The 13292-nt window shown below is 64.5% G+C and carries 14 protein-coding genes; 8 read left to right on the top strand and 6 right to left on the bottom strand.

What is annotated here, in order from left to right; genetic code table 11:
* Nucleotides 1-53 precede the first annotated feature (53 nt).
* From IE122_RS15605 to IE122_RS15595, 3 genes are all read left to right on the top strand, one after another.
* Nucleotides 54-1655, top strand: a complete 1602-nt coding sequence (locus IE122_RS15605; protein ID WP_373299145.1) for a phosphoenolpyruvate carboxykinase — start codon at nucleotides 54-56, stop codon at nucleotides 1653-1655.
* Between the two features lie 11 nt (nucleotides 1656-1666).
* Complete coding sequence (locus IE122_RS15600; RefSeq protein WP_189622181.1) at nucleotides 1667-2122, top strand: phage tail protein; 456 nt, start codon at nucleotides 1667-1669, stop codon at nucleotides 2120-2122.
* Nucleotides 2123-2191: 69 nt separating this feature from the next.
* The gene (locus tag IE122_RS15595) at nucleotides 2192-2542 is read left to right on the top strand and encodes a hypothetical protein (protein ID WP_189622180.1); all 351 of its coding nucleotides are present in this window, start codon (nucleotides 2192-2194) and stop codon (nucleotides 2540-2542) included.
* 107 nt (nucleotides 2543-2649) lie between these two features.
* On the opposite strand, the gene IE122_RS15590 is transcribed toward IE122_RS15595, so the two are convergent.
* The 4 genes from IE122_RS15590 to IE122_RS15575 all read right to left on the bottom strand — a co-directional run bounded on the left by IE122_RS15590 (nucleotide 2650) and on the right by IE122_RS15575 (nucleotide 6690).
* On the bottom strand, nucleotides 2650-3498 hold the full coding sequence (locus IE122_RS15590; RefSeq protein WP_189622179.1) for a hypothetical protein: 849 nt from the start codon (nucleotides 3496-3498) through the stop codon (nucleotides 2650-2652).
* A gap of 223 nt (nucleotides 3499-3721) precedes the next feature.
* A complete protein-coding gene (locus IE122_RS15585; protein ID WP_189622178.1) occupies nucleotides 3722-4108 on the bottom strand; it encodes a type II toxin-antitoxin system VapC family toxin in 387 nt (128 codons plus the stop codon).
* A complete protein-coding gene (locus tag IE122_RS15580; protein WP_189622177.1) occupies nucleotides 4105-4338 on the bottom strand; it encodes a type II toxin-antitoxin system Phd/YefM family antitoxin in 234 nt (77 codons plus the stop codon). The genes IE122_RS15585 and IE122_RS15580 overlap by 4 nt, the downstream gene beginning before the upstream one ends.
* A 486-nt stretch (nucleotides 4339-4824) precedes the next feature.
* A complete protein-coding gene (locus IE122_RS15575; RefSeq protein WP_189622176.1) occupies nucleotides 4825-6690 on the bottom strand; it encodes a DUF885 domain-containing protein in 1866 nt (621 codons plus the stop codon).
* Between the two features lie 64 nt (nucleotides 6691-6754).
* On the opposite strand from IE122_RS15575, the gene IE122_RS15570 reads away from it, so the two are divergent.
* A complete protein-coding gene (locus IE122_RS15570; protein WP_189622175.1) occupies nucleotides 6755-6964 on the top strand; it encodes a hypothetical protein in 210 nt (69 codons plus the stop codon).
* 3 nt (nucleotides 6965-6967) lie between these two features.
* Here IE122_RS15570 and IE122_RS15565 read toward each other — a convergent pair whose 3' ends face one another.
* Nucleotides 6968-7624: an alpha/beta hydrolase gene (locus IE122_RS15565; protein ID WP_189622174.1), complete on the bottom strand. Its 657-nt coding sequence runs from the start codon at nucleotides 7622-7624 to the stop codon at nucleotides 6968-6970.
* A 125-nt stretch (nucleotides 7625-7749) separates the two neighbouring features.
* Here IE122_RS15565 and IE122_RS15560 point away from each other — a divergent pair, with 125 nt between their 5' ends.
* From IE122_RS15560 to IE122_RS15550, 3 genes are read left to right on the top strand one after another with little or no spacing between them, the layout of a single operon-like run.
* Nucleotides 7750-8781 (top strand): cysteine desulfurase family protein, encoded by a 1032-nt coding sequence (locus tag IE122_RS15560; protein ID WP_189622173.1) that lies wholly within the window; start codon nucleotides 7750-7752, stop codon nucleotides 8779-8781.
* Nucleotides 8778-9857, top strand: coding sequence for a cysteine desulfurase family protein (locus IE122_RS15555; protein ID WP_189622172.1), 1080 nt, complete (start codon nucleotides 8778-8780; stop codon nucleotides 9855-9857). Before IE122_RS15560 ends, IE122_RS15555 begins: the two co-directional genes overlap by 4 nt.
* A 2-nt stretch (nucleotides 9858-9859) precedes the next feature.
* Nucleotides 9860-10192, top strand: a complete 333-nt coding sequence (locus IE122_RS15550; RefSeq protein ID WP_189622171.1) for a 2Fe-2S iron-sulfur cluster-binding protein — start codon at nucleotides 9860-9862, stop codon at nucleotides 10190-10192.
* Nucleotides 10193-10195: 3 nt separating this feature from the next.
* On the opposite strand, the gene IE122_RS15545 is transcribed toward IE122_RS15550, so the two are convergent.
* Nucleotides 10196-10735 (bottom strand): type 1 glutamine amidotransferase domain-containing protein, encoded by a 540-nt coding sequence (locus IE122_RS15545; protein WP_189622226.1) that lies wholly within the window; start codon nucleotides 10733-10735, stop codon nucleotides 10196-10198.
* 114 nt (nucleotides 10736-10849) lie between these two features.
* On the opposite strand from IE122_RS15545, the gene parC reads away from it, so the two are divergent.
* Nucleotides 10850-13150, top strand: coding sequence for a DNA topoisomerase IV subunit A (parC, locus tag IE122_RS15540; RefSeq protein ID WP_189622170.1), 2301 nt, complete (start codon nucleotides 10850-10852; stop codon nucleotides 13148-13150).
* Nucleotides 13151-13292 lie beyond the last annotated feature (142 nt).

Genomic DNA, 13292 nt, shown 5'->3' with positions numbered 1-13292 from the left:
CAGGTTTGATCACGGGTGTTCCTTTGCCCGTTGCGACTTTCGAGGAGATGACATTGACCGCTGCGCTTAGCTACCCGCTCGCCAAACAGGGCATCGAAACCAACGCCGAGATTTTCGCCAATCTGGGCACGGCTCCCCTGGTTGAACACGCCGTCCGCAACGGCGAGGGTGTGCTGGCCAAGGACGGTCCTTTCGTCGTCGAGACCGGCAAGCACACGGGCCGCTCGGCCAAGGACAAGTTCATCGTCCGCGATGCCGAAACCGAAGACACGATCTGGTGGGGCAAGACCAACGTGCCGATGACGCCGGAGCACTTCGCCAACCTCAAGGCGGATTTCATCACCGCGCTGGGCGGCAAGGACAAGCTCTATGTCGCCGATCTGTTCGGCGGCTCGCAGGCCGAGAACCGCGTCAAGGTGCGCGTGATCAACGAACTCGCCTGGCACAATCTCTTCATCCGCACCCTGCTGGTCCGTCCCACCGCCGATGAACTCGCCGGCTTCACCCCCGAATACACGATCATCGATCTGCCCAGTTTCCAGGCCGATCCGGCCCGCCACGGCAGCCGCACCGAGACCGTCATCGCGGTCAACTTCTCGGAGAAGCTGATCCTGATCGGCGGCACCAAGTATGCCGGCGAAATGAAGAAGTCGGTGTTCGGCATTCTCAACTACCTGCTGCCGGTCAAGGGCGTCATGCCGATGCACTGCTCGGCCAACATCGGCCCCGATGGCGATACCGCCGTGTTCTTCGGCCTTTCCGGCACCGGCAAGACCACGCTCTCGGCCGATGCTTCGCGCCAGCTCATCGGTGATGACGAGCATGGCTGGTCGGACACCGCCGTGTTCAACTTCGAAGGCGGCTGCTACGCCAAGATGATCCGCCTTTCGGCCGAAGCCGAGCCGGAAATCTTCGCCACCACCAAGCGTTTCGGCACGGTGCTGGAAAACGTGGTGATCGATGCCGAAACCCGCGAAATCGATCTCGACGATGCGTCGCTGGCCGAAAACAGCCGCGGCTCCTACCCGATCGACTTCATCCCCAACACCTCGGCCGAAAACCTCGGCCCGGTGCCGCAGAACATCATCTTCCTGACGGCGGATGCCTATGGCGTGCTGCCTCCGATCGCGCGCCTCACGCCCGATCAGGCGATGTATCACTTCCTTTCGGGCTACACCGCGCGCGTCGCCGGAACCGAAATCGGCGTGACCGAGCCGGAAGCCACCTTCTCCACCTGCTTCGGCGCGCCGTTCATGCCGCGTCACCCGTCGATCTACGGCAACCTCCTCAAGGAGCGCATCGCCAAGGGCGGCGTGAAGTGCTGGCTGGTCAACACCGGCTGGTCGGGCGGCAAGGCCACCATGGAAGGCATCAAGCGGATGCCGATCAAGGCAACCCGCGCGCTGCTCAACGCCGCGCTCGACGGCAGCCTCAACAGCGCCGAGTTCAAGGAAGATCCCAACTTCGGCTTCGAAGTTCCGGTCGCCGTTGCCGGGGTTGACAGCAAGCTGCTCGACCCGCGCGGTGCCTGGGCCGACCCGGCCGAGTACGACAAGACGGCGCAGGAACTGGTCCGCAAGTTCATCGACAACTTCGCCCAGTTCGAAGCGCATGTCGATGAAGGCGTGCGCAAGGCCGCCCCGGTCGCAGCCTGAGACTATCGGTCATGAGCGAGGGTGCCCACCGCGCCTTCGCCGATGACGCGAGTGTGCGGCGGATCGGCGAAGGCCTGATCCACCGGACATTGCCGAAACAGGAATGGACGCACGAGGCCCATCTGGCCGCGTGCGTCTTTCTGCTTGTGGAGCGCCCGGAGATCGTGCCCGAGCGCGACATGCCGGGCATCATCGCCGGCTACAACGAAAGCCTGGGCGGCGTGAACGACGATACGCAGGGCTATCACGAAACCGTCACCCAGCTTTATATCCGCGCGATCCGTGCGTTCCTGGCGCGCCATGGCGGCGGGTCGTTGGCCGATACGGTCCAGGCGCTGCTGGCCAGCCCGATCGCCCTGCGCGACTGGCCGCTCAGCCACTACAGCCGGGACCGCCTGTTCTCGATCGCAGCGCGAAGGGCCTGGGTGGAGCCCGACCTCGCGCCGATTGCGCCGCCCGAAATCTGACGCGCGCTCCCGGCGCTTGACTTGCAGGCGCAAGGGGTATGCAGTGGCCGCCTATCCAGGAGACGCGCTATGGGACTTTTCGACGGCATCCTCGGCCAGGTGAGCGAACATGCCGATGTGGCGAACCTTGCCGGCAAGCTCGGTATCGATCCCGCCATGGCCGAAAAAGCCATCGCCGCGCTCGGCGTCGCGCATCAGCAACCCGGCGATACGGCCACGCTGGCCGCTGAAAAGACCGGTCTCGATCTCGGCACCATCCAGCAGGTGATCGGCGCGATCGGCGGCGAAGGCTCGCTCTCCCAGTTCGCCAGCGCCATCGCTGCGGACCCGTCGAAGATCTCGGCGTTCTTCGACAAGGACGGCGACGGCAATCCGCTGAACGATCTGGGCAGACTGGCGAAGGGGCTGTTCGGGAGCTGAGCGGCGGGCTCTGGCGAAGAAGTCGGTCAAAGTTGACGCTCATCCAAGATGAACTCACCGCTTTCAGACGGCGGCACAATCGCGCGTTCGAAAAATCTGGATTTCGGTTAACGGGAGGGCGGGGACACGATCACCTCCGCCTCATAAGCGGTTACTGCTTCTCGGAAAGTATCTAAAATATCCGCAAGGCAGGCGTGAAGCACCTGCAGTCTATTTTCGAGAACGTCGGCGAGGCGCTGTCTATCGTTGAAATCGGAGATGCCTAAGCGCTCACCTCCTCCCACAATTCGGAAGCCGAACGCGCCAACATTGATATAGCCAGCTTGTATCGATTCGCGATGGGCAATTCTGTCGCGCACCGATCGCCCGCGCTCGGTGCCGATCACGAAATCGAAATGCTCTATGTGGCGCGCGCATGCCCTTGCTAGAACACATGCAACTGGTGCAGGATGGTGTTTCGCCAGATTCTTTGCAAACTGTTTGAAAGAAGATTGTTCTGCTTTGAAATAGGTCGAAAGACCCCACGCTACGCTGTCAAGCGCACGTCTGTAAGCAAGAACAAAGGCCTGATACTCAAATGACCAACGTCTCGCATTCCCGATCGCCGCCACACTGCCGGGCGGCACTGACTTGGCGAAATCGAACTTTGCGAGAATGGCGTGCAACTGGTCCTCCATCCCACGCAGTCGCTCAAGATGGTACACGGCTGCGCGATACCCGTCACGGGCAGCTTCGAGACCTGACATGAAACGCAAATAGTGTTTACGCTCCAGCGCGGGATCGCTACGCCAAGCCGCGATGAACGCCGGGCGCGGATTGATCCATTCTATGAACTTCACAAAAGGTTCATTTGCCGCGTCGCTCATTTCAAAATCGGCAGTCTCAGCAATTTCGGAAATGGCGACGGCAATATCTTTGCCGAGGAAGGCCCCAAGAGAAGCGAAGAGATCTGCCATCTCGGCATGCGACTTAGATTTTGTGGGCATACATGGTCTCTCTAATATTTAACTCGGTAAGAGCCAATTGCCCGTCTGTTCTCCAAGATCAATTCGGATAAAGCTAGGGCAAGAATGGGCGCTAAGCAGCCTTGGACGTTACGACATTTTTGTCGGCATGTCCGGAACGGCACTTTCCCCGGCGAAAGTCAGCACCCCATTCCAACTGCCACGCCACCGGAAACTACCACAGCCGCTTCACCGCGAACCCGTCGAACAGCACCTCGTTCGAAACCAGCGCCATATCCTCCGCTTGCGCCTGCGCGATCAGCAAGCGGTCGAACGGGTTCTTGTGCGGGATGTTCATTTCTCCAGCCATCCGGGCGTGATGGAGGCTGATCGGCAGCGCGACGAAGCCTTGCCCGGCGATGATCGTTTCGAAATCCTGCGCCAGTAATACCGCATCGGGCAGCTTGCCGATGCGGAACTTGGTGGCGACTTCCATCGCCGAGGCGGCGCTGACGAAGATGGCGTTGTCCGCGTCGGCGATTGCCGTTCGCGCAGTCATGCTCAGCGCTTGGTCGCCCGCCAGCCACCAGATCAGCGCGTGGGTGTCGAGCAGCAGTCTCAACCGAGGTTCCAGCCGCCCAGCTCGTCCTCGGGCAGCGGATCGTCGAACCGTTCATCCATCGCGATTTTGCCTTTGAATGCCCCGAAACACCGCCGCCCCGGCGGGTTGACCGGCACCAAGCGCACGGCCGGCACGTTCCCGCGCGCGATCACGACCTCACCCCCCGCCAGCGCTTCGGCGATCAGCCGGGAGAGGTTGGTCTTGGCATCGTGAACCGAAAACTGGGCCATGGCTTGTCTCCTTGGCTAACTATATAGCTAAGGTGCTTGGCAATCGCAACGAGCGTAGTGAGATCGACGTCCCACGCTTTCCTACACCGCCCGGCCTGCGCTATCCTCCGCGCCGCTCTTTGCCATTGTCGATCCGCCCCACCCACGCACGCCATTCGCCAGCCGGGACCTCACGATATATTGAGGAGCGCCCGACCCATTCTTCGTCATTGCGAGCCGCAGGCGAAGCAATCCAGGGCGGCTGGAGCCGCCTCTGGATCATCTCACGACCTCCGGTCGCGCACGATGACGAGATACTGGATTCAGCGAATCGGCGGCGTAGACTGTGACTTTCGATATTTCCGACAAAGCATTGTTAAAAAACGGAAAAATGCGATTTTCGAAAGTTACACACTGTAACCTTTGTAAACTTCGGAGCGGGTATCTGCGCCCCGGGCACCGCTTGCCGGCTTGGCCTCACAACCTGCAGTTGCCCGCCTGCTTCGTCTAAACCAGCCGCCGCGCCACATAGGCGTCCACATTCCCCGCCAGCACGTCCAGCGGCACGTTGCCGCCATCCACCACCGCCTGGTTGAAATCGCGCAGGTCGTATGCGCCTTCGAGCTTCGCTTTCGCGCCGTCGCGCAGGCGGTTGATTTCGGAGTGGCCCATCTTGTAACCACACGCCTGGCCCGGCCACGAGCAGTAGCGGTCCACTTCGTTGACCACTTCCTCGCGCTTGTTGCCGTTCTTTTCCATGAAGAACGCGATCGCCTGTTCGCGGGTCCAGCCCTTGGCGTGAAGGCCGGTGTCGACCACCATGCGGCAGGCGCGGAAGGCGATCGACTGGAGATAGCCGAGCCGGCCGACCGCGTCGCTGTCATACGCGCCCAGTTCGTCGGCCAGTTGCTCGCCATAGAGCGCCCAGCCTTCGGAATAGGCGTTGAAGGCGAGGATGGAGCGGATCAGCGGCAGGCGGTTGGCGTATTCGCCCTGCCAGACGTGGCCGGGGATCGATTCGTGGTGGACCAGTGTCGGCAGGTCGTACTTGCGGTGCAGATCGGTGGTGCGCAGGTTGATCCACATCTTGCCGGGGATGCTGCCGTCCTTCGATCCCGCCCCGCCATAGGCGGTGGGTGCGCCGGGTTCCTCGGACAGGGGCAGGCGGCGCACTTCGACATTGCCGGGCACCGTCTGGCGGAACGCGCGCGGCATCTGCTGGCGAATCCAGGTAATGCGGGCGCGGATGAAGGCCATGATCTCGCTCCGGCCGGGATCGCCGGCGGGGAAGATGAAGCGCTTGTCATTGCCGAGCGCGGCCATGCGCTGGCCGACAGTGCCCTTGGTGTAGCCGAGCGAGACCAGGATCGGCTCCATCCGCGCGTGGAGGGCGGCCAGTTCCTCGATCCCGCGCTGGTGGATTTCGGCGGGCGGCACGCGCGTGGTCGTGCTGGCGCGCAGGGCCCAGGCATAGAAGGCATCGCCATCGGGGCGTTCGCGCATGCCGGGATCGGACTTCGCCACGGCGCGCTGCCGCTGGAGTTCGGCCAACTGGCGTTCCAGCGCCGGGACGACCTTGGCGGCGACGATGGCGGTCGCACGGGAAGACCAGTCGCCGGGAATGCCGTTCGTGCGGCTGACCAGTGAATGGACCAGCCCGCCGCCGCCGCGCCGCGCGTCCGCAATGGTGCTGGCCAACTGCGCCAGCGCGCGATCGAGCAGGAAATCGGGCGGGACGAGGCCGTGCGCGGTGGCGACCTGCATCCGCTCAAGTTCGCCGTCGAGTTGCGCGTCGAAAAAGGTGAGCCGCGCCAGGTACGCCTCGGCATCCTCGGCATTCTTGACGGGGTGATCGGCATCAAGGAACTTGGGCGTATCAAGGTATGCCCCCACGTTCTGGATGACGACGTAGGGCGCGTTGCGCCAGCCGCCCACCGCCACATCGCCATAAGGCAGGGCGAAGCCGTCCAGAGCGGTGGAATAGGCGCTGCGCACCACGGCGAAGCTGGTGGCGGTGGTGTGATCCACCCGCGCGCTGTCGATCGCGGACAATGTAGCGAGATCGGCGCGCAGCACCCGCGCCACGGCCTGCCGCCCGGCGATCGAGCGATCTTCGAGGCGCTCACGCAGACCCGCATGCTCGCCCGTGTCCACGCCCAGCCCGGTGGCTCCTTCGGGCGCGCATTCCAGCAAGCGCCAGGCCATGCGGTCCAGCACGGCGGCCGGATCGGCGGGCGGTGCAGCGGGGGCCGCCGCCAGCGCCGGACCGGCAAGGCCGACCGTGCCGGAACAGGCAATCGCTGCCGTCGAGGCCGCCAGCATGCCCAGTGCGCTGCGCCGATCAAGCGGCGTCGAAGTTGAAAAATCGTTCATGCCGGGTTGATGGCCCGGTGCGGGCGGGCTGTCAAACCTTGGGGCAATGGGTTAGGAGCGGGCCATGGATCTGGCGCTCTCCCTGCTCTCGCTCACCGCCATTGCCCTCGTTCTTGGCGCGCTCTTCCTGTGGAAGCGCGACGGCTATCGCCGGCAAGCCTTGCTCATGCTGGTGCTGGCGGCGATCCTGGCAGGGAACATCGTGATCTGGACGCTGCCCGGCCCCTCCGGCTCGACCCTGTCGGCCGAGGCGGAGAAGCAATTGCCGAAATGACCGTTACTTGATCGGGCAATCCGGCGAGAGGCGCATGTCGAGGTAGTTATCGACCGAGGCCATCAACGGCTCGATCTCGGTCTCGTAGAAGTGGTTGGCGCGCGGGATCTCGTCGTGGTGGATGGTGATGTGTTTCTGGGTGCGCAGCTTGTCGACCAGCTTCTGCACCGAATTTGGCGTCACCACCGTATCACCCGCGCCCTGGACGATGATGCCCGAGGCGGGGCAGGGGGCAAGGAAGCTGAAATCGTACATGTTGGCCGGCGGCGAAACGGAGATGAAGCCCCGGATTTCCGGGCGGCGCATGAGGAGCTGCATGCCGATCAGCGCGCCGAAGGAATAGCCCGCGATCCACGTGGTCGATGCTTCGGCGTGGATGGACTGCACCCAGTCGAGCGCGGCGGCAGCGTCGGACAGTTCGCCGATGCCGTTGTCGAAGCTGCCCTGGCTGCGCCCGACGCCGCGGAAGTTGAACCGCAGGGTGGCAAAGCCGCGGTTGACGAAGGTCTTGTAGAGGTGCTGGGTCACGCGGTCGTTCATGGTCCCGCCCGCCTGCGGATGCGGGTGAAGGATCATCGCCACAGGCGCGCGCGGGCGCGGCGCGGGCTGGAAGCGACCTTCGAGACGACCTTCGGGACCGGGGAAAATAACGGCTGGCATGAGCGTTTTGTGACCTGACCTGTTGAAACCACCGCGAAACAGAGGCAAGCGGATGGACGTGGCAGTGAAATTGTGAAGGATCGCTATATAGATTCCTTCGTCACGAAAACAACTTCGCGAAGGCGATGACTTACCAGGACCTCTATCTCGATCACGCGGCCACCGCGCCGCTGCTGCCGCAGGCCCGCGAAGCCTGGGCGCAGGGCGTTGAAATGTGGGCCAATCCATCGAGCCCGCACCGTGCCGGGCGGGCTGCCCGCGCGGCGCTGGAGGATGGCCGCGCGCGGATGAAAGCAGCGCTGGGCTGGGATGGGGAAGTGGTGTTCACCTCCGGCGCGAGCGAGGCGCTGGCGCTGGCGATCACGCGCGCGCAGGCTCCGTTGGCGGCGGTGAGCGCGGTGGAGCATGAAGCGGTGCTGCGCCACGCGGGCGATGCCCGGCGGCTGGCAGTGGGGGCTGACGGGCTGGTCGATCCGCAAACTTGTGCGCTGGCCGGGCTGGTCGCCGTGCAGCAGGTCAATAACGAGACCGGGGTGATTCAGCCGCTCACCGCCATTGCCGAGGCGGTGCGCGCAGGCGGCGGGGTGCTACTGGTCGATGCCGCGCAGGGTGCGGGGAAGCTGCCCGTTCCGGCGGCCGATCTGGTGGCGCTATCGGCACACAAGTTCGGCGGGCCGATCGGCACCGGGGCGCTGCTGGTGCGTGACTGGGCTTTGCTTTCGCCCACTGGCGGGCAGGAGCGTGGCTACCGCGCCGGTACAGAGAACCTTCCCGGCGTTCTGGCGATGGTGGCGGCGCTGGAAACGGAGCGCGGCTGGCTGATCGAGGCTGCGCGGTTGCGAGCGATGCTGGACCAAGGCATCGGCGAAATGGGCGGCCAGTTGATCGCCGGGCAGGCCGAACGGGTGCCGACGATCGCGGCCTATCGCATGCCGGGCCGGTCCGCCAATGCGCAACTCATCCGTTTCGACGGGATGGGCATCGCGGTGTCCGCCGGCAGCGCCTGTTCCTCGGGTTCGCTGCGCACCAGCCATGTATTGACGGCGATGAACGTCGATGGTGCGGCGGAGGTGATCCGGGTATCGCTCGGCCGGGAGACGCGCGAGGCCGATGTTCTACGGTTCCTGGCCGGCTGGCGGGAGATCGCAGGGGCATGATCTATCTCGATTACCAGGCGACCACGCCGCTCGCCCCCGAAGCGCGCGAGGCGATGCTGCCGTGGCTGGGCGGGCCGGATACGCTGGGCTGCGCTAATCCGCACAGCCCGCACCGCCCAGGCCGCGCCGCTGCCGCCGCCGTCGCAGTGGCGCGCGATCAGGTGGCGGCACTGCTGCCAGCGGGCGGCCGGGTGATCTTCACCAGCGGCGCGACCGAGGCGCTGAACCTTGCAATCGCCGGGACGGCTGCCACGAGGATCGCGGTCAGCGCGATCGAGCATGCCGCGGTGCTGGATACGGCGCGCGTGTACGATGCGGGGCTGACGATCCTGCCGGTAGACGGGCGGGGGCTGGTCGATCCGGCGGCCGTTCCCGATGGCGAAATCGGGCTGGTCTCGGTGATGCAGGTCAATAACGAGATCGGCACGGTGCAGCCGGTCGCAGAGCTGGCGGCGCGGGCGCATGAAGCGGGCGCGCTGTTCCTGTGCGATGCGGTGCAGGGGTATGGCAAGATGACCGCGCCCGCAGACGCGGACCTGATCGCGATATCGGCCCACAAGATCTATGGCCCCAAAGGCATCGGTGCGCTGTGGGTGCGTGACGGCGTTGCGCTGGCACCTTTGATCCATGGCGGCGGGCAGGAACAGGGGCTGCGATCGGGCACGCTGTCACCGGCGCTGTGCGCCGGGTTCGGCGCTGCTGCTGTGGTTGCGCGCGAAGAGATGGCGGCGGATGCGGCGCATGTCGAAACGCTGTGGACTGCCGCGCGCGGGGTGCTTTCGCGGTGGACCGTCAACGGCTGCGAACAGGCGCGTTGGCGCGGTAACCTTAACGTCCGGCGCGACGGGCTCGACGTGGCGAGGCTGATGTCCGATCTGCGCGGGCTTGCCTTTTCGGCAGGATCGGCCTGCGCGAGCGGGTCGGGACGGACCAGTCATGTGCTCAAGGCGCTGGGACTGGACGAAAAACAGGCCAAAAGCTCTATCCGTCTCGGATTCGGACGATATAGTACGCTCCGGGAAATCGAGGATGCCTGCGCAATGATCGATGAGGCGGCAGCGGCGCAGGGAGTGTGAATTTGCTGAACATTGAATTCTTGAGCGCTGACGGCACGCGCGCCACGGTGACGGCGCAGGAAGGCGCGCGCCTGCTGGAAGTGGCGCAGAACGCCGGGATGCCGCTCGAAGGCACCTGTGAAGGGCAGATGGCCTGCTCGACCTGCCACGTGCTGATCGCGCCGGATTGGTTCGAAAAGCTGCCCGCGGCCTCGGGTGAAGAGGAGGATATGCTCGACCTTGCCGCCGGGGTGCAGCGGACCAGCCGGCTGTCCTGCCAGATCACCCTGACGGCGGCGCTCGATGGCATGCGGGTGAAAATCCCCGCAGTCGCGCACGATATGCAGATCGGCTGAGGGTTATGCGCTGGCGCTGGCATGCTCCAGCGCATCGATCAACGCCTGAGAAAACGCGGGGATGTCGTCCGGCTTGCGACTGGTGATAAGGTTGCCGTCCACCGCTACTTCCTGATCGACCACGTTTGCCCCTGCATTGCGCAAGTCGGTGCGGATCGAGGGCCAGCTTGTCACCGTGCGGCCTCGGATCAGGTCCGCTTCGGCCAGCAGCCACGGCCCGTGGCAGATCGCTGCGACCGGCCGTTCGAGCGCCGCCATCTCGCGAACGATCTCGATCGCCTGGGCGTTCATTCGCAGCACGTCCGGGTTCATCTGGCCACCCGGGAGGACCAGACCGGCGAACTCTTCCGGGCGCACCGCATCCACGGTCAGGTCCACCTGCACGCTGTCACCCCAGTCGGTATGCTGCCAGCCGCGTATCTCGCCCGGTTCCAGGCTGGCGATGACGGTCTTGTGCCCGGCCTTGTTCAACGCATCGCGCGGGCCGGTCAGTTCGGATTGCTCGAAACCGTCGGTTGCCAGGATCAGCACGGGCTTGGTCATCATCGTTCTCCGGATAAATGGCATGGGGAAAGGGATATGGCGATCAATGAACGGCGGAAAACTTCGGTTCCCGGCGTTCCCCTCGGCCGGGCGCGTTGCTAGGGCCATTTGGCCATGGTGAGCCCGAACGACGCAGCCGATCCCTTCGACGCGATCATCGACGCGCCTTTCGACAAGGCGCTGTCGCAGCGTTACCTCGTCTATGCCCTGTCCACGATTACAGCACGTTCGCTGCCGGACCTGAGAGACGGCCTGAAGCCGGTGCACCGCCGGCTGTTGTGGGCAATGCGCCAGCTTCGGCTCGATCCGGGCCAGGCGTTCAAGAAATCCGCGCGCGTCGTCGGCGATGTGATCGGCAAATATCACCCGCACGGCGATGCCTCGGTCTACGATGCGATGGTCCGCCTCGCGCAGGATTTCTCGCTGCGCTATCCGCTGGTTGAAGGGCAGGGCAACTTCGGCAACATCGATGGCGATAATGCCGCCGCCTATCGGTATACCGAAGCCCGGCTGACGCGCACGGCGATCCAACTCATGTCCGGGCTGGATGAAGGCACGGTCGATTTCCTGCCGACCTACAACGGCGAAGAGAGCGAGCCGGAAATCTTTCCGGGGCTGTTCCCCAATCTTCTCGCGAACGGCGCGACCGGCATCGCGGTGGGCATGGCGACTTCGATCCCCAGCCACAACGTCGCCGAGATCGTCGATGCGACGCTGCTGTTGATCGACAACCCGCAGGCCGACCATGCTCAACTGATGACACTGTTCAGCGGCCCCGACTTTCCCACCGGCGGCCTGGTGGTGGACAGTCCCGAGGCGATTTCGCTCGCTTACGAAACCGGCAAAGGTGCGTTTCGGGTTCGCGGGCGGTTTTCCACCGGGCGCGATGCGGAGGGCAACTGGGAAGCGACCGGCATCGAGAAGCTGGGCAGCGGCCAGTGGCAACTGGTTATCAGCGAAATCCCCTACATGCTGCCCAAGGGCAAGCTGATCGAGCAGATTGCCCAGGCAATCGTCGATCGCAAGCTGCCGATCCTCGATGACATGCGCGACGAGAGCGATGAGGACATCCGCATCGTCCTCGTGCCCAAGAGCCGCAATGTCGATCCGGAACTGCTGAAGGAAAGCCTCTATCGGCTGACCGACCTCGAAAGTCGTTTCAGTCTCAACCTCAACGTGCTGGATTCGCATCGCACGCCGGGGGTGCTGGGGCTCAAGCTGCTGTTGTCGGAGTGGATCTACAGCCAGATCGACATCCTGCTGCGCCGCACCCGGCACCGGCTGGAAAAGATCGCCAGCCGGCTGGAACTGGTCGAAGGCTATATCGTCGCGTACCTCAACCTCGACCGGATCATCGAGATCATCCGGACCGAGGACGAGCCCAAGCCGGTGATGATGGCCGAATTCGACCTGACCGACCGGCAGGCCGAGGCGATCCTCAACATGCGGCTGCGGTCCTTACGGCGGCTGGAGGAAATGGAACTGCGCCAGGAGCGCGACGACCTGCTGAAGGAGCAGGACGAGCTCAACAAGCTGCTCGACAGCCCGGCGCGCCAACGCACCCGGTTGAAGCGCGATCTTCACGCCTTGCGCAAGGATTATGCCGAGGACACTGCGCTCGGACGCCGCCGCACCACCATCGCGCTCGCTGCGCCGACGGTGGCATTCAGCATGGACGCGATGATCGAGAAGGAGCCGGTGACGGTGATCCTGTCGGCGCGCGGCTGGATCCGGGCGGCCAGGGGGCATGTGGCGCTGGGGCCTGACAGCAAGGGGGGCGATTTCAAGTTCAAGGAAGGGGATGGCCCCGCTTTTGCCTTCCACGCGCAGACGACCGACAAGCTGCTGATCGCGGCGGACAACGGCCGGTTCTACACCCTGGGGGCTGACAAGCTGCCGGGCGCGCGCGGCTTTGGCGAGCCGATCCGGACGATGGTCGATATCGACGCCGATGCGCAGATCGTCGCCGCGCTGATCCACAAGCCGAACGGGCAACTGCTGCTGGCATCGAACGCCGGGCGCGGCTTTGCGGTCGAGACCGGTGAAATCCTGGCAGAGACCCGCAAGGGCAAGGGCGTCATGTCGACCAAGCCGGGCGTGCGCCTCGCGATCGTGCGCGAAATCCCGGCGGAGCACGATCACGTCGCCGTGGTCGGCGATAACCGCAAGCTGGTGGTGTTCAGCCTTGAGGAACTGCCGGTCATGGCCAAGGGGCAGGGCGTCACTCTCCAGCGCTATCGCGACGGCGGCCTGTCCGACGCGGTGACGCTGCGGCTGGAAGAGGGCCTGTCGTGGACGATGGGCGGCGAGAGCGGCCGCACCCGCACCGAAAAGGACTTGGTGATGTGGAAGGTGGCGCGCGGGGCCGCGGGGCGGCTGCCGCCGAATGGTTTTCCGCGGGACAACAAGTTCTGAGCGGGTCGATAAGCTCGCTACCCAGCTCGTCATCCCGGGCTTGACCCGGGATCCCGCTTTTCTTCCAGCCGGATTAAGCGGGGCCCCTCTGAGTTCACAAACGAAGTGCAACACCTCAGACAGGTGCTGCCATGTCGAGATA

Origin of the sequence: Novosphingobium colocasiae (genome assembly GCF_014652555.1) — a bacterium.
Lineage (GTDB): Bacteria > Pseudomonadota > Alphaproteobacteria > Sphingomonadales > Sphingomonadaceae > Novosphingobium > Novosphingobium colocasiae.
Note: the sequence above shows the minus strand (reverse complement) of the source record. Positions and strands in the feature narration are given on the sequence as shown.

Bases quoted from the DNA above. Each gene is read 5' to 3' on its own strand.
- IE122_RS15600 (WP_189622181.1), top strand. From the start codon at position 1,667: ATGAGCGAGGGTGCCCACCGCGCCTTCGCCGATGACGCGAGTGTGCGG.
- IE122_RS15595 (WP_189622180.1), top strand. From the start codon at position 2,192: ATGGGACTTTTCGACGGCATCCTCGGCCAGGTGAGCGAACATGCCGAT.
- IE122_RS15590 (WP_189622179.1), bottom strand. From the start codon at position 3,498: ATGGCAGATCTCTTCGCTTCTCTTGGGGCCTTCCTCGGCAAAGATATT.
- IE122_RS15580 (WP_189622177.1), bottom strand. From the start codon at position 4,338: ATGGCCCAGTTTTCGGTTCACGATGCCAAGACCAACCTCTCCCGGCTG.
- IE122_RS15575 (WP_189622176.1), bottom strand. From the start codon at position 6,690: ATGAACGATTTTTCAACTTCGACGCCGCTTGATCGGCGCAGCGCACTG.
- IE122_RS15570 (WP_189622175.1), top strand. From the start codon at position 6,755: ATGGATCTGGCGCTCTCCCTGCTCTCGCTCACCGCCATTGCCCTCGTT.
- IE122_RS15565 (WP_189622174.1), bottom strand. From the start codon at position 7,624: ATGCCAGCCGTTATTTTCCCCGGTCCCGAAGGTCGTCTCGAAGGTCGC.
- IE122_RS15560 (WP_189622173.1), top strand. From the start codon at position 7,750: ATGACTTACCAGGACCTCTATCTCGATCACGCGGCCACCGCGCCGCTG.
- IE122_RS15555 (WP_189622172.1), top strand. From the start codon at position 8,778: ATGATCTATCTCGATTACCAGGCGACCACGCCGCTCGCCCCCGAAGCG.
- IE122_RS15545 (WP_189622226.1), bottom strand. From the start codon at position 10,735: ATGACCAAGCCCGTGCTGATCCTGGCAACCGACGGTTTCGAGCAATCC.
- parC (WP_189622170.1), top strand. From the start codon at position 10,850: ATGGTGAGCCCGAACGACGCAGCCGATCCCTTCGACGCGATCATCGAC.